Origin of the sequence: Pseudomonas agarici (genome assembly GCF_001543125.1) — a bacterium.
Classification (GTDB): Bacteria; Pseudomonadota; Gammaproteobacteria; order Pseudomonadales; family Pseudomonadaceae; genus Aquipseudomonas; species Aquipseudomonas agarici.
Map to the genome: position 1 here is coordinate 2,775,091 of NZ_CP014135.1, position 17,934 is coordinate 2,793,024.

General features: G+C 58.0%; 19 protein-coding genes. All 19 read right to left on the reverse strand.

Annotated elements, in window-relative coordinates; genetic code table 11:
- Positions 1 to 71: 71 nt before the first annotated feature.
- The 19 genes from AWM79_RS12270 to AWM79_RS12345 all read right to left on the reverse strand — a co-directional run bounded on the left by AWM79_RS12270 (position 72) and on the right by AWM79_RS12345 (position 17,818).
- Positions 72 to 2,321, reverse strand: a complete 2,250-nt coding sequence (locus AWM79_RS12270) for a DEAD/DEAH box helicase (RefSeq protein WP_060782952.1) — start codon at positions 2,319 to 2,321, stop codon at positions 72 to 74.
- 106 nt (positions 2,322 to 2,427) lie between these two features.
- Complete coding sequence (locus AWM79_RS12275; protein ID WP_060782953.1) at positions 2,428 to 3,885, reverse strand: DUF6094 domain-containing protein; 1,458 nt, start codon at positions 3,883 to 3,885, stop codon at positions 2,428 to 2,430.
- Positions 3,886 to 3,917: 32 nt separating this feature from the next.
- Positions 3,918 to 4,523 (reverse strand): hypothetical protein, encoded by a 606-nt coding sequence (locus AWM79_RS12280; protein WP_060782954.1) that lies wholly within the window; start codon positions 4,521 to 4,523, stop codon positions 3,918 to 3,920.
- A 76-nt stretch (positions 4,524 to 4,599) separates the two neighbouring features.
- The gene (locus AWM79_RS12285; protein WP_060782955.1) at positions 4,600 to 4,863 is read right to left on the reverse strand and encodes a hypothetical protein; all 264 of its coding nucleotides are present in this window, start codon (positions 4,861 to 4,863) and stop codon (positions 4,600 to 4,602) included.
- Between the two features lie 13 nt (positions 4,864 to 4,876).
- A complete protein-coding gene (locus AWM79_RS12290) occupies positions 4,877 to 5,482 on the reverse strand; it encodes a DUF3275 family protein (RefSeq protein ID WP_060782956.1) in 606 nt (201 codons plus the stop codon).
- Positions 5,483 to 5,586: 104 nt separating this feature from the next.
- Positions 5,587 to 5,919, reverse strand: coding sequence for a hypothetical protein (locus AWM79_RS12295; RefSeq protein ID WP_060782957.1), 333 nt, complete (start codon positions 5,917 to 5,919; stop codon positions 5,587 to 5,589).
- Between the two features lie 147 nt (positions 5,920 to 6,066).
- A complete protein-coding gene (locus AWM79_RS12300) occupies positions 6,067 to 6,603 on the reverse strand; it encodes an STY4534 family ICE replication protein (protein ID WP_060782958.1) in 537 nt (178 codons plus the stop codon).
- Positions 6,604 to 6,701: 98 nt separating this feature from the next.
- Entirely contained in the window at positions 6,702 to 6,941 is a 240-nt protein-coding gene (locus AWM79_RS12305; RefSeq protein ID WP_060783979.1) for a hypothetical protein, read from the reverse strand.
- 307 nt (positions 6,942 to 7,248) lie between these two features.
- Positions 7,249 to 7,590, reverse strand: coding sequence for a hypothetical protein (locus AWM79_RS12310; protein ID WP_208599903.1), 342 nt, complete (start codon positions 7,588 to 7,590; stop codon positions 7,249 to 7,251).
- A gap of 927 nt (positions 7,591 to 8,517) precedes the next feature.
- Positions 8,518 to 8,673 (reverse strand): type IV pilus biogenesis protein PilM, encoded by a 156-nt coding sequence (gene pilM, locus AWM79_RS25925; RefSeq protein ID WP_156430108.1) that lies wholly within the window; start codon positions 8,671 to 8,673, stop codon positions 8,518 to 8,520.
- Positions 8,674 to 9,066: 393 nt separating this feature from the next.
- The gene (gene pilL2, locus AWM79_RS12315) at positions 9,067 to 10,224 is read right to left on the reverse strand and encodes a PFGI-1 class ICE element type IV pilus protein PilL2 (RefSeq protein WP_060782959.1); all 1,158 of its coding nucleotides are present in this window, start codon (positions 10,222 to 10,224) and stop codon (positions 9,067 to 9,069) included.
- 247 nt (positions 10,225 to 10,471) lie between these two features.
- Positions 10,472 to 12,466: a DEAD/DEAH box helicase gene (locus tag AWM79_RS12320; protein WP_060782960.1), complete on the reverse strand. Its 1,995-nt coding sequence runs from the start codon at positions 12,464 to 12,466 to the stop codon at positions 10,472 to 10,474.
- Entirely contained in the window at positions 12,463 to 12,591 is a 129-nt protein-coding gene (locus AWM79_RS25930) for a hypothetical protein (protein ID WP_279615803.1), read from the reverse strand. The genes AWM79_RS12320 and AWM79_RS25930 overlap by 4 nt, the downstream gene beginning before the upstream one ends.
- Before the next feature lie 130 nt (positions 12,592 to 12,721).
- On the reverse strand, positions 12,722 to 14,626 hold the full coding sequence (gene topA / locus AWM79_RS12325) for a type I DNA topoisomerase (protein ID WP_060782961.1): 1,905 nt from the start codon (positions 14,624 to 14,626) through the stop codon (positions 12,722 to 12,724).
- Between the two features lie 97 nt (positions 14,627 to 14,723).
- Positions 14,724 to 14,897: a CrpP family ICE-associated protein gene (locus AWM79_RS24370; protein WP_208599904.1), complete on the reverse strand. Its 174-nt coding sequence runs from the start codon at positions 14,895 to 14,897 to the stop codon at positions 14,724 to 14,726.
- Positions 14,898 to 15,212: 315 nt separating this feature from the next.
- Entirely contained in the window at positions 15,213 to 15,689 is a 477-nt protein-coding gene (locus AWM79_RS12330) for a single-stranded DNA-binding protein (RefSeq protein ID WP_060782962.1), read from the reverse strand.
- A 10-nt stretch (positions 15,690 to 15,699) separates the two neighbouring features.
- Entirely contained in the window at positions 15,700 to 16,524 is an 825-nt protein-coding gene (locus AWM79_RS12335; RefSeq protein WP_060783981.1) for a Rha family transcriptional regulator, read from the reverse strand.
- Positions 16,525 to 16,532: 8 nt separating this feature from the next.
- Entirely contained in the window at positions 16,533 to 17,090 is a 558-nt protein-coding gene (locus AWM79_RS12340; protein WP_060783980.1) for a DUF3158 family protein, read from the reverse strand.
- A gap of 5 nt (positions 17,091 to 17,095) precedes the next feature.
- On the reverse strand, positions 17,096 to 17,818 hold the full coding sequence (locus AWM79_RS12345) for a PFL_4669 family integrating conjugative element protein (RefSeq protein WP_060782963.1): 723 nt from the start codon (positions 17,816 to 17,818) through the stop codon (positions 17,096 to 17,098).
- Positions 17,819 to 17,934 lie beyond the last annotated feature (116 nt).

Below are 17,934 nucleotides of genomic sequence, written 5' to 3' on the forward strand. Positions count from 1 at the left end.
GCCCACTTGACTCAGGAGTACCTTCGGCTAATACGACACAAAAAAATGACCACCCGTAGGTGGCCATAAGGTCATGCAACAATCAATTGTCTCGCCAGCGCCATCTCAACCGAATCCCCATCCTGGTTCAACGAGTCAAGCCCTGACTCTGGCACGTCACCCGATGTGCTTTGAGCCACTGAGATCTTCTTGGCCATCAACTGCAAGCAAGTAATCTGCGAACTGCCGGCGTAGCCGAAGAACACCACTCGAACCGGCTGCTTTTGCCCGATCCGCCACGACCGCCGCGCTGCCTGCTGAAGGGTGTAAACGTTGTACCCCGTCTGCAGGAACGCGATGGTCGGAAAGTCGAGCAGATCCAAACCGGTCTTTACCAGCTCCGGGTTGGTGATCAGCACGTCGATCCCACGATCAACCTGGTCGAGAATCCAATCCTCGCGCCGTTGGGTATCCACTGAAGCCCTCAACACCGCCACCTTCAAACCGGCCTGGTCCAGCAACCGTTTCAAACGCGAGGTGGTGTCACGAGTTCCGCTGTAGACAGTGTAGGCCAGTACCTTGCGGCCTTTGGCTTTCTCCGTAAGGCACAGCTCAACTAGCGCCTGTTCTTTGGGCATCAGATCGTCATCCCCGAAAATCGGAGGGACGAGCGCCAGTGTTTCCTTGGAGCGCGGATGTTTGACCATCTCCGGTCGGAAGCAGCAGTCCGGCCAAGCCAGCAGCACGTTGAGCACCACGCCCATCAGCGTGGTATCTCGTCGCGCAAGAGCTTGGCGAGGCGCCAGAGTCAGTTTCCCAGCCAGTTGCTGATAGGCCGAGGTCTGTTCAGCAGACATGACGATGTCGACGAACTCTTCCTGGTACGCCGGCAACACGTTGCCGCCGATATCCTTGAGTTTCAAAAACACGGTGTAGGGCAGCACGAAACGATGAATGCCTTTCGGGCCGAAGCCCGGGGCCTTTACCGTCCGTACCGAGAGCTTCTTGCCCTTGGCGGTTTTGTGTGACTCGTTGTCTCGCTCGGTGTAAATGTCCTTCAGCACGCCGTGATCACGCATGAACGACATGGCCGCTGGAGCCATGCTGCCGCGGGCGTTCGGTCTGTAGCCGTCCTCGATCATGCTTCGGGTGAGGATTCGGAACAGCAGGTAAAACAGATCATCAGCATAGCCGCCCATTAAAGTGCCGGTCAGCAGTACGGTTTTCCGCGCTTTCGCTGCCAACACCCCCATGGCTTGGCCCTGGGCCGATCCACTGTTTTTGTACTCATGCCCTTCGTCCACCACCAGCAGGTCGAAAAAACCATCAGGCAGGTAGCGCTTGATGAACTCCGTGGGCTGGTAGCCGCCCTCACCAAAGCCGAACTCAATGTTGGCCATCGCGCGCTCCATACGCTTGGCCTGGCGGTCGCTGAAGATGAAGTTGTCTGTGGCGTCCATAAGGTTGATGAACTCGCTGACGTTATCCATCAGCATCGAGGCGAGGAAATCCTCCCCGAAGTCGCTCAGCAGCCGTTCCGCACGCACCGGGCCGATGGTCGGGATTCGACACATTGACTTCAGGATCGTGGAGCGCCGGGAGCCGCTGTCCGCTTTCCCCGGGCGTATCAGAGTCCAGAGTGGGCCGGCGCAGCGTGGGCAGCTTCGTCGGCGTTCCTCTCGGTGAAATTCGTCCAAGGTGATTAGATTGCCCTCCTGGTCCTCCAGGACCTGGCCACAATCGGGACAGCCTGCCAGCAGGTGTCCTCCTGCAGACCGACGTGGCCAGCATGCCAAGCGCCAGTGAAACCCCATCCGCATGCGCACGCGCCCAAGGATGAAGAACTCCGGTCTTCCGTCATGGGCATCGCCCAACTGGTCACGTAGCTTCAGCAGTTTGACCAAGGTGTCTGGTCCGTTGAGCACCCAGACATGGGCGTTCGGTAGAGTTTCGAGGATCTCGCGTCGCCATTTGTAGACCAGATGCGGCGGTGATATGACCAAGGTGCGGCGATAGCCTGCGTTGTGCATGATGGCTGCTACAGCGATGGCCATCATGGTTTTCCCGGTCCCCATCTCGGCGTTGATGATGGCGGACTGCTCGTTGCGATCAAGCAGCAACGCGGCGACCGCTTGCACGACATCGGCCTGGGCCGGGAAGGGACGGCGTTTGAGTCCGTCCATCACCCGCTGGCGATTGGCGTTTAGGTTGCCGGCATAAACCGGTGGATTGGATCGGTTGAGGGAGTCCAGTAGCTCGTCGCCGAATTCGTCGATGAATTCGGTCAGGCCAATGGTCAGGGGTGAAAGAGGGGCTTGAGAGCCGTGGGACAGGTCGTTCATGGTGTTTCTCCTGGGAGGTGGAAACAGGGCATGCACGACACCCCAACGGGTATGTGCATACCCTGCGGGTTGGTAGAGGAAACGCCTGGGGGGGCGTATGGCTAAGTTAGTAGTCGGAAGGCAGCAGGATGGTGGTCACGCTGCGATCTGACTCAGTGATGATCCAGAGTCTGGTTTCGTCGCTGGTGTCGATGTCATAGGCGGAAAACAGTCGATCGCCTATGTTCAGTGCTCGTTGGTTGCTGTTCCAGTCATCGTCGCTCAATTCCCCCCAGTCCCCCGACAGATGACGCCGAAGGTAGATGGTAGGATCGAGTGCGCCGTGCTCCACAAGATGTTGCACGGAATGGGTCAGTGCCAATTGGCCTGGGGCGAACAGCGAGCCGGAGTCGGCTTGAGGTACTGGAGCCACTGCCGGCGTATCCGGATCGGCCATGGTGGTCGGGGACGAGCTGATGGTCAGCACGCGCCCGTGATCACGGGAGCCTGGCGTCATATCCCATGCCCGAATGATGGGCACAAAACGGTCGGTCAGGATCCGTACCTCGGAGACGTTGCCGTTCTCGTCCTCGGTGAACTCGGTCTTGTGGACCTTATCCTTGTAGGTATTGCCCTTCAGTACCAGGGTTCGTCCGGACTTCGATCGCACTACACCGGATATCGCGCCGGCAGCCAGCGCCAAGGCCAGGTGCCAGCGTGATAGGGCTCGTACGGGAGGCCTGGCTGGGACTCCGTTTTGACCGAAGTGCAAGGTGAAGTCCGGCCAAAGACCTTTCAGTCGTTTGACCTCCAGCTGGAACTGGTCCGGTTCGAGCGTCATTCGGTAGAAGTGTTCGAGGTCGGTCGCTGCCGGCAGCACCCGATACGGTTCCCATGGCCAACTGACCGGGAGCGTTTCGGCGTTCCGCAGGTCAGAGCCGATCATCAGAAGACGTTCGCGTACCTGGGCAACCTCCCGTGGCCGGGCCAGATCCTGGCGTCGGACACGGATACCGAAGATCACCACCTGCTTGAAGGTCGGGTCTGATCCAGCATAGATCCGCAGTTCAGTGAAGTGATTGCACAGCCAGCCGCAGAGTTCATCGTCCAGGACATAGTGCGGAATGATGAACACCAGGACACCGCCATACTGCAACAGGGGAAGTGCCCTTTGGTAGAAGGCTTTCTCCAGCCGTCGGCGACCGTTGCCTTGATACTGCGAAGCCCCGGCATGGTCGGTCACCAGGTCCCCGTAAGGGGGGTTGAGCCAGAGCAGGCCGAAGGCCTGGCGCGAGATCATGGTGTCCATCAGATCGCTGTGCAGCACGCGATCCAACAGTGTCCTGGAGTGATCGGCACGCTCTCGGTCGTATTCGACAGCGAAGGTCTCCACATTGTCACGCCCGAGGGCATGCGCGGCTTCGGCCAGGGCTACGCCTTCACCGGCACAGGGATCGAAGATCCGTATTCTGCCGGTGGGAGAGGGGGCCAGGGCCTGCAGCGTTCGCTCCAGGGTGATTTCGTCGGTGGGGTAGTAGCCATTGCGGGCAAAGTTGTGCGCCAGGCGCGGGAACATCAAAGCCATACAGGCCTCCTTGAGTCAGGTGTGACCCGGGATTAATCCCGGGCTTCGGTGGTGAGTTGCCCTTGGCGAATCAGATCGCCCAGGGCGGGTTCGAGCACGTCGAGTTTCAGCGACAGGCGCCAGGCCCTGATCGAGCCCTGGCCTTTGGGCAGTGGTTGCAACATGCCGTGTTGATTCAGGACCTCCAGCACCGGTTCGCGCCAATGCTGGAGCAGGGGTAGCGGGCAGGTTTCGGTGACCAGCGGCCAGAGCCGCTGTTGAGGTGCCTGGCCGTCCTCGAGGAGGGCGTAGGCGAAGTGATTGGTACGATCGGATTGAGCGCAGCGCCGGTCGAACAGCCAAAGGTGCAAGAGGCTGCCGAATAACGTCCCGCGGAAGTGGCGGGTGGTGCGTTTTTCCAATAGGTCAATGTTGGGGAAGACCGGAAGGCTCCGGCCGTCGACAACGATGTGGAACTGATTCAGGCCGTTTTCGGCTGAACCGAGGGTCAGCCTGGCCAGGAACTCCTGCAGGGCAGTGTCGCGGCCCCAGGCTGAAAAGAAGACCAGGTTGCGCTGTTCGTCGCAGACGCAGGCGTCGACGTATAGGTCAGGACATTCGTCGACCTGATACAGCCGTGTGAGTGATGAGGTGGGCATTGAGCCGTCTCCGGATCGGAGGGCAGCTAGCCCTGGAAGGGCAGGACGCCGCCCTTCGGGGTGAATGGATGGTGGGTTATCGATCGCGCTTGAGTGAGTGGGTATGTGGATCAAAGCAAGTGGTCGTGTCGCCCTGGAATAGAGGTGACTGACCAATCATGTAAAGGTTGACCTGATACAGGGGGCGAAGCTGCAACGCAGCCTCTGCCTGCTCCTCGGTCAGCCCGATTTCGATGAAGTGCTCGCGCATCTCACCATCATCGGACACTTCGTTGTTGGTCAGTTGGTCTTCGACGGTCAGCAGGATGTGCTCGCCGATATCTGAGAAGATCGGATTCATAGAGTGCTTCCTTCTATGTGTAAGATTGGCAGTTCCAGGATTGCTGCTTGAAGTCATGGATGTAGCCCAATTCTCCCAAGCGGGTGCATTGGGCTCGTAATCGCTGGCGATCGACGGTGGTGTCTAACCTGACGGTTTTCCCGAGAGGCCAGAGGGTGCCGAAGAGCTCGGCGTCATCGTCGTTGGAGGTCGTGCTGGACGACTCCATGCCGAATGGCGCGTCATCTGCTGATGGTTGAATGCTTGTGGCCTGTGCGACGGGGCGGCGTTTTCGAGGCTGTTGTGTTGGGCTGGTGCGCGGTGCCTCCTCGTCCAGTGGGTCCGATTCATTGGTGGTCAGTCGAGCGGTGTCCTCAACCGTAAGCTTGTCGACGTCATCGAGCGACATGCTTTCCAGCTCTGCTCGTATCTCAACGACTAAGCGGCCGCCGGTTGAGTAGTGCGAGGGCCGAATTCCCCTAATCGCGAAATCGCCCCGGTACTTGCCTTCGTTGTACTGTTCCAGGAGCGCGTCTTTGATCACGAACTCGCCAATTGAGGTTGAGAGGCGCCCGACGTTGAAGTCTCCGTTGCGACCGGTAATGGTCCGGATAGCCAGTTGGCCAGGGATGTTGATCATGGGTTACTCCGTGCAGTTGCGAGTAACCGCCGCGAGGCTGATACCCGCAAGGAGAAAAAAGCCCGACAATATCGGGCTCAGAGTGGGGGTAATAGATGGTGGAATCAAAACCAGAGGTCTGAGGTTTCATCCTTGAGTGAGATGTGCAGGTAGATCATGCCCGGCGTTGCGACGACCAGGCGTAGCGTGAGGTCCAGCCAGACCCTTTCAATGCGTTCGCCCTTGGGGGGGAACCGATACAGACCGAAATTGATCTGCTCGGCATCAGGCTGCAAGTGCAACTCCCTGTAAGCGGCCAGGACCACCTCGGCGAGCCGGCTGGTACTTTCGGAGTCGTGATGGGGTGCTTCGACGTGTACCGATTCGAGCCAGGCTGCTGGGGTTAATACGACAGGAAACTTGTAGAAACTTGCGGACTGGGTGGGTGTATTCGACATGATTTTCTCCAAGTGCGGGAAAACACCTGGCCCGACCGGGAGAGGGTTTCCCGGTGACGGTTTTGTCGGCTATGTGATTATTGCTTTGAAAATTTCTTGTAAATGATGAAGGGCACCCGTAGGTGCCATGCAGTTTTTTAAAATAAATCAGGAAGCTTTGCGCTGCCGTTTGGCAGGGGCTGGCTTGGCCTGTTCTTCTACGATTGGCTCGGGAGCGTTGCTGCTTTCGAGCGGTACTTCAGGAGGAGCTTCAGCCTGAACTTGTTCATTAGCGGGCGCTACTTCACGGGGTTCGGCTTTGTAGACTGTTTGACCATCCACTTTGATCCAGCCGATAAAAAGAAGACGTCCCTTGAGGCTTACGCCAGTTTGTCCTTTTTTATCGCCCTTGTCGTAAGTGAAAGTGTCAGGCCAGATATCGCCGATACGAAAGCTTACGAGGATTTTTTTGCCTTTAGTAACTGCGTCTTGGCAACGGCGAATCAGCTTTTCGGCTTCTTCACCGACCACGTTACAGTCAATATAGGTGTATTCCACATCATCAGAGGAGCCCCGCAAGGCTGCAACGGTGACGGCCATAAATGGCTTACCTTTTCGAACCGACACTTCACGAATCCGATTGAGATAACCGACGCCAGTAGTGTGCAGGTCGAAGAACTTGATTTCGTTGGTTGGGTTGCTCATGGTGAATCTCCAATTTCGAAAAAGCAGAAAGCGGAGAAACACTTCGCCCCTTGGGGGAAAGTATTCCCCGCGAGGGTGGTTGGAGCAGAGGGTAGTGCTTAGTGCAGGATCTTCATGGCAGCAATCAGAACGCCAACGGCAGCCGATAACATGACACCCATGCGAAGAGTGAGTTTGACTTCAAGTTGAGAGATTTCAGTCTTCAGTGCAGCTACATCAGCCTTGGTTGCGAGTAGCGAATGCATGTCGTTCTCCAAAGCTTCTATAACGGCGTTAGCTTTCTGTTCCGGAACATTGATCGAAATCAGCGCTTGGTAGAGAGCCAGTTCAGTTTTCATCAGACCTCCAAAAAAATGAGAGGCCTGCCCGGACGGGAAAGGCCCGTCGTGGGGGGTAAGGTGCTTCCATCGACTAAGTCGATTGATCGCGCTACCGGAAGCTATGGCGATCTTGGGAGGGATCAATGCGGTAAACCGCATCGTAGTCTTGCGGATCCAGACTACTTGGGCATGTTGCTGACGACGTCAGCGATACATGTGTACAGAATGGAAATGCCGCTATCGATTGTCAAGTCTTTGCAGCAAAAAAACTGCCAGGGAAGCCTCCCCAGCGGGAAGGTTCCCGGCTGGGGTGAGTGGTACCAACTCAGCAAGCACCAGGTGTCAGCGAACCAACGGGAGCTATGTTTGCTTGGTCAGTATCTGTTGTCCTGGAACGGCGTTTACGGGCGGGCTTTTGGACCATGCGAGTATTCGCCTCATACCAGTGATTTAGATCAGTGCCATAGGCACGAACCATTGCCGGCTGGCGATCCATGTCACGCAGCACATTGTCAGGAACGCAGGGAGGTGGTAACTGAACCTGCGGAGCCACTTTGGTCGGGGTTGTCGGGGGCGTGGCCCACGCATCTTTCGTGTTCACCGCACGCAGGAATTCCCGGGTGACGATGCCGATTGCGTAACCGATGTTGAAGGTGAGTTTGGACATGCTGTTTCTCCTGCAGGTTGATATGCGGAGAAAGCACTGACCCTGGCGGGGAAGTGATTCCCCGCGAGGTGAGTTGCATCAAGGTGCCTCCATCGACAGATGTCGATCGACCGCGCTACCGGAAGCTCAGCGGCCTTGGGTGGATCGAACACGAACAGCGTGCCGCAGTCTTGAGGATCCTGACTGCCTGGGCATGTTGCTGACGATGTCAGCAGGTCACGCCCCTATATTCAAAGGGGGATTGGGATGTGTCAAGCGGGGAGGGAGGGACTAGGGGCGGGATGATGTTGAAAAACAGATTGAGAATCTACCGAGGGCAACTGGGTTAGCAGTCACTCTCGGCTCTGGTCATATTCAAGATACAGAGAAAAATGCCACCTGTGAAAATCTGAAGCGTCGTTGATCTCTGGGCTGTGATCCGGACGTCTCATTTCATCACCTGGCCGATTATCGTGGCTGGGGCCAGCAAACATAAGGCACGCATCCGCGCACAAAAGGAGCCCTGCGTTTCGCCGGCGGGCCACCGGCAGGGAAAAGTCGCTACCAAAGGGTAGCCTGAGGATCCTGAAACAAGACCCTCAGGCTACCCTTCGTGTGAGCTTTAAAAAGTATGGGCCACAACACCAGTGTGGCCCTTGGATTACGGTGCTTCGAACCTCCAGAGAACCCTATGTGCCTTTGAACTCGCAATTCACGAGTTGACGGCTGCGTGTCTGGCTTGGAACAGGGAGACACAGGGAAGATCCTCAACTAGGTCCGCACGCCCTTCCCGGAGCTATGCGTGCTTTGGGGTTGGTGACGGGACGAATCGCATCACCGGGCGCTACTGATGACCGCCAGTAGCCAGCGAGGTGGAATCGCTACTGGGGACATTGTGACACAACGTGTTTCCCCCTGCCAGAGAGCTTGCGCAAGGCGACGGTGCGACTATCTGTAGGCCACTGCCGCGCCATCGGGGATGGTAGGCGGAATGATGATCGCCGTGGCCCCGGTCATGGGCCTGATCAAGCGCCCTGGCGAAACGTAGCCTACGGCGGTCGAGGCGCCCGTCAGCCAAAATCCAGTACATCTATGCTGCACCACCGACCGTCAGATCCGGCCTTTTCCGCTGGCAAGTAATGCCAGAAATGTCCCAGGCGGGAAGTCACCAGATCCGGCAGGGCCGAAATGTGGCCATTGTGCCCGATTGGCCCCGGCAGTCATGGTGTCCGGTCCAGGGTTGACCGCTTCAGGGGAGACCAGCACAGGAGCTTCACACTCGTTAGTGATGAGCTGCGCCACGTTGTTGAGGGTTACGCTGCTGCCAGGCCGGAATATGCGTTCACAGTCGAGCGCCGCGGGAAGGCCTCGCTTGGTTACGACAGGCTGGGTGGAAACCCAGGGCTTGTCGCTGAAAATCACCCGCCCGCTGGAGCGAACAACTGGTGCAGAGCAGCAAGGCGATAGCTACACCGCTCATTCTGAAGAACGATTTCATCACTTCTTCCTCTCCGCAACGTAAACGATCCGCTGGCTTGAGCTTGAATTGACATCGACGATGAAGCTGCGAGGTGCGTCGTCGTACAGCGAGAAAATTTGGGCAATCGCTTCGGGGAGGGTGCCTTTGAAGTTCAAGGGAGCTTCGATCGAGTAGTCCAGGTCTTCCTGTTTCCAGACCAATTGCCACCCGGCTCGCTTGCACCAGTCCGCAATGGACTGGTGCAAGGTGCTGCCGACTGGCGCAGTCCAACTCATGAGTTGAGAGGCTGTTTCAGGGGCGCGCTCAGAGTGGGCTGGTACAGGGCGCGCTAGAGCGGCGACTGTTGACGCGGGTATCGGCGCTGCGAGCGGTTTTGCCACGGGAAGCGCCTGAGCGATTGCTGTCGTCGGCTTGTTCTGTAAAGAGGTGCCATCCTTGACGGGGACCACTGCGCTGGTGATGGGTTGTGAGGTGGCTACGGCAACTGGCGGCGTTGCAGCCGAAACAGGGAGAGCGGAGATGGTGATGCCTGGCGATGTCGGTGCCGCTGCTACGGAGACCACGCTGCTGGTGGGGCTGTTGCTGATCGGCGATGCCGAAACGGACGGCTTCGAACCTGGCGATAACTCCGCGCTTTGCTTAGCGACGAAGGTGGCTGTTCGAGGCGAGTCGGGTAGCTGATACCCAGGGCGCAGGACAAAGCAGACCTGGCGGTTAACCTCATCCACCTTGACCTGCCGGGCCGGACCGGCCAGGACCTGCAAGGTGTTGCTCAAGGTCATCGGGCCGAGCTTGTATTGCGCTGCTGGCAGTGGCCGGGTGTAGAGGATGTTGACGTGGCCGGTGTCCGCTGCGCACAACGAGTAGCCCGAGCGATTCATCACGTACTGCATGGCATCACGTATGTTTGGATGCATGTTGGCCGGAATGTTCACATCGATGATCTGAGCCATCAGGTCGCGCTGACCGGAGTCGGGCAGGGTGCTGACCAGAGTGTAACGGCCATAGCGAACGACCGGCTCCTTTTCAGGAACTACGCCGCTGGAATAGAGGTCCGGCGCGAGCATGTCCGGGTTGCGGCTGCTGTCGAACGCCGGCTTGGGCGCTGGTGCCGTTTGGGTGGTGCAGCTGGCGACGAGCGCGAGCAGGAAGATAATGGTGAAGTGCCTGATCATGTGCCGAGAGGCCCCCTTTGATGATGGGGGCCACGTTGGCAGGCAAGGTGGTATGGCGCAGTAGGAAATAGATTCTTGCGGTATGGATCTTTTCTCGGGGGGCAGCTAACGGATCACGGATGGGCGTTTCGGCTTGTTGATAGCTTCTCATCGATAGCCACTACACGCTCCTCGACTCGTTGGTGATGAGGGCTTTGAGTGGTGGTCTAATCAACGATTTTTGCAGCCAATTCGCAGATAAAATTTATCACTCGATGTTGCTTCGATCATCACTCGGTATGGGGTGAGATATTGAGTACACCAGCTCTGCTCGATTGGCAGCAACGACATCAGGTTCAATCAGATCCTGTGTCAGCTGCCGTTTATCCAGCAGCATCTGCCACAACATCTGATCGATGGTGTTCTCCACGAGAGGGATTTTCACGACGACCAAGCGGAGCTGGCCGTTGCGATAGGCGCGGTCCTCGGCCTGGTCCTGCATGCCAGGCGTCCAGGGCAGCCCGAGGAACATGACGTAGTTCGCGGCCGTCAGGTTATTGCCGGTACCGGCGGCGGATGTAGTTGCGGCGAAGACCCTGGTATCGGGATCTCCCTGGAATTTGTCGATCGCTTTCTGCCGTTTGCCAACGGAATCGCTTCCCACCACTGTGACGCAGCCATAACCGGCCTCGGTGCACAGAGTGCGCAGTGTCCCGACCGTCGCAGTGAACTCGCAGAACAGAATCACCTTGTCCTCGATATCCAGCTCGGAAACCAGCTCCATCACGACTCGGACTTTTACCTGCTCCAGCAATTGACGTAGTGAGCCCAGCCGGGCTAGGCCGGGCCTGTCTTCAAGGCGAATCCGATCATATTCCTTACGTTCCTCAATGGTGAGCTCGACCGACAGGGTCTGCCGCTGTTTCCCCTTGAGCCCGGGCAACACGTCCTTACGTCGACGCAGCATCCAGTCGCTGATCGCCTCACGCAAGTTTTTGCGGAAATCCTGGCTGCCGGCGAACTGTTCGCAGAACTCCTTGAGTGGTAACTGACCGACCGGATGGCCGGACAACCGCAACAGTGTGTGCAACTCTGATTCGCGGTTGAGCACTGGCGTGCCGGTGAGCAGGTAGCGGTTGGGCACCTTGGCGGCAATATCGAAGCCGTGGCGTGTCCACGCGGCTGTCGGTTCTTTCAGCCGATGGGCCTCGTCGATGATCATCACGTTGAAGTGACCCGCCTGCAAGACAAAATCCCCCAGGCGTTCATAGTTGGTGATGATCCATTGCGCGGCTGGGTCGAAGGTCTGCAAGCCAATGCGGGCGTGCGGATACACCATCTGGATCTCGCGTTGCCAGTTGATGATCAGTGTCGAAAGGGTGATGACCAGGACGGGACGTTCTGCTGCGCGGATGGCGGCAGCGATAGTGGCCTGGCGTGTTTTCCCCAGGCCCATATCATCCGCGAGCAGGGCACTGGTGCGCTGGAGCAAGTGCTGGATGCCGGCTGGTTGATGGTCCAACAGCGAGTGGCCGGCCAGCGCTTGTGCAATATGCGCTGCGGTGAATTCGGTTCGTTCGATTGAGGGCACGGCGGCAAGGTAGATGTCCGTCGATACCTCATCGTCCACTGACGGCGCTGCGCGTTCCTGAGGCGGGCCGCCGAGGCTGATGCGAGTGATGGTTTCGGCGGGCGCGACAGATCCATCGGTCAGCAGTTCCTGGACGGTATCGAGGATCTCGAATTGATCCTCTGACAGACCCATTTCGAGAATCAGGTTACTGCGCACCAGCTCGGAGCTGGCATCAATGCGCCAAGAGCGGGACTGCCCTAGGAAAACGCCGCGCATGCGTCTGGAGACCGCCACCGCTCCGGGGTGGTAGTCGCCTGACAGCAACACGCCGCCCTGGGCGAGCGGGGCGATCCGGAAGACCAGGCCCCAGGTGAAAGCTTGTCGTTCGGGCGCGCATTGTGCAGCCTCCAGTTTTTCGCGGAAGGTCTGCCAAGTCTCGCTGAATCGATTTTCGCTCAACTCCATCAGGCGGTGAAAGAGTAGATCCAGGTCTTCCAGCAACTTACCTTTGGGAAGGCGCCAGTAGCGGTGGAGTGGGTGTTCCGAGCGGCGTATGTAGAATCCCTCCCGCTCCAGAAACAGGCGGTTGGCCCCTTCGACGAACTGGAGTTGCAAGCCGAAGTCATAGCCGTCGAACACCGCCTTGCCGAGCAGCGTCGGCGGGCGGTTGATGAGGCGTGGCCGGCTCATTTGTCACCCAGCCGTGGAATGATCCACTGGGTGCCGACGACGGCCAGTTGCCGATCCGAGTAGATGCGCAGGGTTGGATCAAGAAACAGTTGATCGATTGTTGGTGTTTCCAGCAGTGCCGCCACGCTTCATCTCCTCTGTCGACGCCCGGCACTGTCGGTCGCCAGAGGAGATAGGAGCTACGGCAAATACACATTGAGGCGGGAGGTGATTTTGCACTGAGAGGGTAAGGGCCAAATGAGCCTCGGAGGTAACTTATAGACCTCTTGGTTTGTTGAAGTTCGGCTTGCCATTCAGCGTGGGGTAACTGACCTTGCAACCACTCGCTTTGTACGCGGTACAACCCCAGAAGTCATAGCCGCCGTCCCCTTTCTTTTGCCGTCTCGCCAGGGGCTGGCCGCACTTACCGCAGTTGAACGTCGCACCCGTCTGGGCAACCCTGGGCGCTGATGCCATTGGGACGCTGGGCATGCCGCGCTGTTTCGACAGTTCGTCTTCCAGGCGGCGGTGCATCCGGCTGACTACGGCACCGTAGGTGTCCTGCCCCTGGGCAATCCTGTCCAGGTCGCGCTCCAGTTCTCGTGTGAAGTCCAGCTCCACGAAACTGAAGATCCCTTCGAGCCTGGCGATTGTTTCTTCACCTAAGGTGGCGGGCACCAGCTTGCGGCTTTTTTCCTCGATCAGGCCCTTACTGGCGATGTTCTTCATGATCGAGGCGAAGGTGCTGGGACGCCCGATACCGCGGCGTTCCATTTCCTTGATGAGACTGGCCTTGGTGTAGCGTGCCGGCGGCTTGGTTTTCTTCTTCTGCAATTCACTGTTTTGTACCGACAGGATCTGTTGGGGGGAGAGCGCGGGAACCGGGTTGTCTGCCCCGGACTCCTCTTCATCGTCGGTGTCGTCGCCCTGGAGCAGTTTCAGCCAGCCGGGGTAGTAGAGTGTTTTACCCGTTGCGGTGAAGCGCAGCGGCTTGCCGCCAGGGCCGACAGCTATCAGCTTTGCAGTACGCACGTCGTAGATGGCGGCTTCGAGCTGGCTGGCCAGCGCGCGGATCCGGATCAGCTTGTACAGCGCCCGTTCTTCAGCATCCTCTCCGGCGGACTCTTCGGCCCAGTGGGTTGGTGTGATCGCCGGATGGCCTTCCTGGGCGCCCTCGGCAGCTTTGAAGGTGCGTCGTTCATCAACGGCTTTCAGTCGCAGGGCGTTGGCCACGGTACGAATATCTTCCATGGCGTCATCTGGAACGTTAGGGTTGTCCGTCCTGTGGTAAGTGATGACGCCTTGTTCGTACAGACGCTGGGCGACTTGCATCGTCTTGTCTGGATCCCACTTCAAGGCGTTGCTGGCCGCCTGTTGTAGGGACGATGAGATGAAGGGGGCCGGTGGATGGCTCTCGGCCTTCCGATCTTCGCAGGCTTCGACCCCGACATTGCGTGTCCCCGCTACGAGTTGGACAAGGTTGCCGTCCTGGACGTAGGGATGGTCCTTGGTCGCAAAATCCGGTACTGGCTGCCATTCGGCGTACCAGGTGTTACCGCTCTGCGGATCCGTGAAGTACAGGCGGACGCCGAAGTGTTCGATCACTTGGAAGTTGCGGATCTCGCGCTCGCGAAGTACCACCAGATACACGGCAGGCGATTGCACGCGCCCGGCAGAAGTTGGTTTGCCCATCAGGCGGCGGAGTTCCTGGGTGACCAGGTAGCCCACCAGACGGTCCAGGATTCGGCGGCATTCCTGCGAAGCGACCATGTTCAGGTCGATTTTCCGAGGATTCGCCAGGGCCTCCTGCACGCGCTTCATCGTGATTTCGTTGAAGGTGATGCGTTTGTAGTCAGCCAGTCCCAGTACCTGTTGCAAGTGCCAGCTGATGCTTTCACCTTCGCGATCCGGGTCGGTGGCCAGATAAATTTCGGTGGCCTGCTTGGCCGCGGCCTTGATCGCTCGCACCGATCTGGCGCTCTTGTCCAGGATCTCGTAGACCGCCGTGTAGTTCTTGCGCACGCCGGTGGTGATCATGGTGTCATCCTGGCCCGTGGCCGGGAGGTCGCGAATGTGCCCGCCGCTGGCAATCACCTGCCAGTCTTCGCCTGGGCGCAGTTTCTTCATCATCGGCTGGAGCTTCTTGAGCTTGCCGGGTGCTTCGATGATCAATAGCTTCATGGGGTGCCCCCTCTCGATTGTACAAAGAGGGACTCTCGCGGCTGCGCGGGTGGGGCTTCAATGGGAAATGGTCAATCCGCAACGGGGCTTTCCGTGACTAGAGATCAAGCGTCAGCTGCTGTGCCTGGGCAAAGCCCTTTAGCCACGACGCACGCATCGCGGGGTGATGATAAGGGCAACTGCAAACCCGTAGCCCTTTCCGGGCGGCACCGGCACCGGCACCGGCAGTGTGCACGACAGCGTGGGGGTTATTGAACTGACGCCTATCCATTGGCTTCGAAGGCGTTGATGTTTGCTCCATTGGTCGAGTTCCCCGCAGAACGGATCAATAAAACAGCAGTGTCACGATTGGGCGATTTTTCTGTATCACAGCAAAAAATAGAGTTGCGGAGCTGAGGAGCGCCGAAAACAAGGTTAAAACAGCCAGAAATTCCACGAATAGAACGATTTTTTTGCCGGATAAAATGGGTCGTCAGTCGATCATATCCATCTGCGGCTCCTACTGTATGCGATTTCTGAATGAGGTTGGGGGAGACGATGAACCGCCTCCCCCAACACCGATAGCCTCACGAATGGGCCGAAATTTTTAGAACTGGATATCTGGGTCTGGATACTCGTCCGGCCCAGGACCTGGCTGCGACTGGGGTTGCGATTGCTTCGACTGGGGGCTGCGTGTCTGCTGCGAGTTCTGATTTTGCGAAGGAGACAAGTCCACCATGGTTACACGATGTGGCAGCATGCCTACACGGCTGGCCTGGATCTTCAGGGCTTCAAACTCGCCTTCGCTGTTATCCCAACGGTCCATGACAGCACGACCGCTAACCAGCACCCGCATGCCTTTCTGAAACAGTTTCGAGTAGTGCTCCGCGTCTTTGTGCCACCACTCCACGTTTGCCCAGAAGCCGCCACGGTCCTCGTAGCCGCCTTTGCCGTCCGGGATCGAGTTGTCGAAGTAGACGTTGATCCGCAAGAGTCGACGCGGGTCCTTGTTACCGTTCGGAAACTCTTTAAATTCCGGCGCGGTACCGATGTTGCCTTCCCAGCCGTGTACGGGCGTACCCATGACGATCTCCTCAGTGTTTCGATTTGTTGTAGACGAAGGGGTTGCGAGTGGCATGACTCGCGACGTAACCGAGCAGGTCCCGGGCCTGCTGGGATGTTTCGGCCAGCTTGCCGGCCATGTGGTTTTTGAAGGCGTCGCTGGCCAGTTTTTCGACGCCGCTGTCGTACAATGAGTTGAACAACAGTTCTGTGTCGTGGGCGGAGCGGAGCAGACCGTAGAGAAGGTCTTTCGCGATGGAGCTACCGGCAACGCCCGGCAAAGTGGTAGCGGCGGCGCCCTCGCCGATGATCTGACCTTGCAGGAAGTTGATCGCCTGTTTGATTTGATCCGGTGAAGCCTGGTCCAGCGACTCCACGGCCAGATAGTTCTGCACCACTTGCTCTGTACTTGGCCGGGGTGGTCGCCCGTGGGTTCGGTCGCGCATCAGCTCCAGCGTTTTCAGTGCGAACTGAAGCAAGTATTTGTGGCTCAGGATCTCGGGCTGCTCAATCAGTACCTGTTCCATTTTGTTGAAGGCATTGATGTAGGACTCTTTCCACTTGGCGGCTTCCTTGCCGGTGAATCCCATACAGAGGAAGGTGAACCCATCGCGGGTCATTCGAAAATACGGCTCGGGTTTGTTGTTCGCGCCGTTCCGGGAACACTCCGCAAAATTGCGGAGTGTAAATTCAGGGGAACAATCCAGACTGCGAATTCGCTTTAAGACATCGTCATGCCGCTTGAGGAAGTGCATGGCGACATCCAGGCTGGTGGTGGTTGCTTTGCCGTCAACAAACTCGACAGTGACCTCATTGGCATTGGCATTGGCATTGGCATTGGTGCAGGTGCTGGGGATTTTGCTTGTCACGCTGGTCTCTCCGATTGCGTGGGTTGTTTGGGGTTTGTGAGCTGCTGCAGGCGAGCGGCATACACGGCCTCTGCCTGGGCCATCTTTTCAGCGCACTCGGCGGCCTGTTTGGTGATCGAGTGAATCAGGCTCATCTGCATGTTCAGCGTGATGCGCTGTAGCTCCATGGCGTAAAGGTCGTGCAGCAGTGATTCGGGGGTTCTTGAAGCACCCATCGTCTCGGCCCAGACACCGACGCCCATCCGCCGGTCCGTCACCTGTTGCCACCTGAGAAACTGAGTGCCGGCTTGAGTGTTCTGCTCGGTCAGTCGGACGGGGACGAGGGTGAATGGATATTGGCGGGCCTGGGTCAGCACTTCCTGGGCAAGCGCTTTCAAACCCGACTCCTGCGCCCGGCATTGCTCGGCAAACTGAGTCAGTTCCCCCTTACCTTTAAAAGGCTTTAAAAGGCCTTTTAGTGAGGCGGCCTGTTGCAGTCGCTGGAAGGCTTCTTGTTGCAGTGGCCGGAAGGCAGCCTGTTGCAGCGTTCCGTCATTGGTGTTGATCTGGCCCATGTTCATCAGTCCTCGGCGTCGTCGAAGTGGTCTTCCACTTCGGTTGGCTGTTGGCCGCGAATGATGGGCGGGGCGAAGTTCGACCGGCGGGTACCTTCCAGGATGTCCTGGGGCAGTTCACCGTAGCGCTCGTACATCTTGCGGGCAGCTTCAGCCTTGGCATTGTTCGCGGCGAAGTCATCACGAGCGGCACCGGAGAAGCGATAGTTCTGAGCCAGTGCAAACAGCTTGCGCAGCACGGACGCGCCCTCATCGATCCAGGCTTCCATATCGCGGCGTCCGACCAGCCCAACGTGCTGGGCCAGCAAGATGCGACGAACGATCTCGTCGTAGCCGGTCAGCAGGTAGACCGCCTGGAATCCGATGGGGTTGGAGATGTACAGGGGAAGGCTGACGGGTTGGATCGAGAGGTTTTCGCTGATGCTGATCGCAGCCGGCAGACTGGCCATCGCCGAGTCCAGGCGATCTTCAATGACTTTCAGCGATTCCTTGGATTCGCCGATCTTGTCTTCCAGAAGGATCAGCCACCAATCGGAATAGGGGTCATCCTGTTGTGCGCCGCGGGCCATTTTGTTGACCACGTTGCAGAAGCCAGACAATCCGATGATGCCGGGCTTGAGATCGGACTTCTGGCGTCCCATCCAAATCCTGGCGGCGTGGTGGGTGTGAAGGGTGAGCTTCACGTCACTGCGCAGTGAGCCGATGTTTAGCCGGTAGGTGTCAACCATGGTGCAGTTTTTCCTTGGGGAGAGGAGTGATGTGCCCATGCTGCAATTCGGCTGCTGCGGATGCAGCAAGAAATAGATTGTCTGACGGAAGGGGATTTGTTGCGGTGGTTGCCTTT

Coding starts and splice junctions, on each gene's coding strand:
- AWM79_RS12270 (WP_060782952.1), bottom strand. CDS start 2,321: ATGAACGACCTGTCCCACGGCTCTCAAGCCCCTCTTTCACCCCTGACC.
- AWM79_RS12275 (WP_060782953.1), bottom strand. CDS start 3,885: ATGGCTTTGATGTTCCCGCGCCTGGCGCACAACTTTGCCCGCAATGGC.
- AWM79_RS12280 (WP_060782954.1), bottom strand. CDS start 4,523: ATGCCCACCTCATCACTCACACGGCTGTATCAGGTCGACGAATGTCCT.
- AWM79_RS12285 (WP_060782955.1), bottom strand. CDS start 4,863: ATGAATCCGATCTTCTCAGATATCGGCGAGCACATCCTGCTGACCGTC.
- AWM79_RS12290 (WP_060782956.1), bottom strand. CDS start 5,482: ATGATCAACATCCCTGGCCAACTGGCTATCCGGACCATTACCGGTCGC.
- AWM79_RS12295 (WP_060782957.1), bottom strand. CDS start 5,919: ATGTCGAATACACCCACCCAGTCCGCAAGTTTCTACAAGTTTCCTGTC.
- AWM79_RS12300 (WP_060782958.1), bottom strand. CDS start 6,603: ATGAGCAACCCAACCAACGAAATCAAGTTCTTCGACCTGCACACTACT.
- AWM79_RS12305 (WP_060783979.1), bottom strand. CDS start 6,941: ATGAAAACTGAACTGGCTCTCTACCAAGCGCTGATTTCGATCAATGTT.
- AWM79_RS12310 (WP_208599903.1), bottom strand. CDS start 7,590: ATGTCCAAACTCACCTTCAACATCGGTTACGCAATCGGCATCGTCACC.
- pilL2 (WP_060782959.1), bottom strand. CDS start 10,224: ATGATCAGGCACTTCACCATTATCTTCCTGCTCGCGCTCGTCGCCAGC.
- AWM79_RS12320 (WP_060782960.1), bottom strand. CDS start 12,466: ATGAGCCGGCCACGCCTCATCAACCGCCCGCCGACGCTGCTCGGCAAG.
- topA (WP_060782961.1), bottom strand. CDS start 14,626: ATGAAGCTATTGATCATCGAAGCACCCGGCAAGCTCAAGAAGCTCCAG.
- AWM79_RS24370 (WP_208599904.1), bottom strand. CDS start 14,897: ATGGATAGGCGTCAGTTCAATAACCCCCACGCTGTCGTGCACACTGCC.
- AWM79_RS12330 (WP_060782962.1), bottom strand. CDS start 15,689: ATGGGTACGCCCGTACACGGCTGGGAAGGCAACATCGGTACCGCGCCG.
- AWM79_RS12340 (WP_060783980.1), bottom strand. CDS start 17,090: ATGGGCCAGATCAACACCAATGACGGAACGCTGCAACAGGCTGCCTTC.
- AWM79_RS12345 (WP_060782963.1), bottom strand. CDS start 17,818: ATGGTTGACACCTACCGGCTAAACATCGGCTCACTGCGCAGTGACGTG.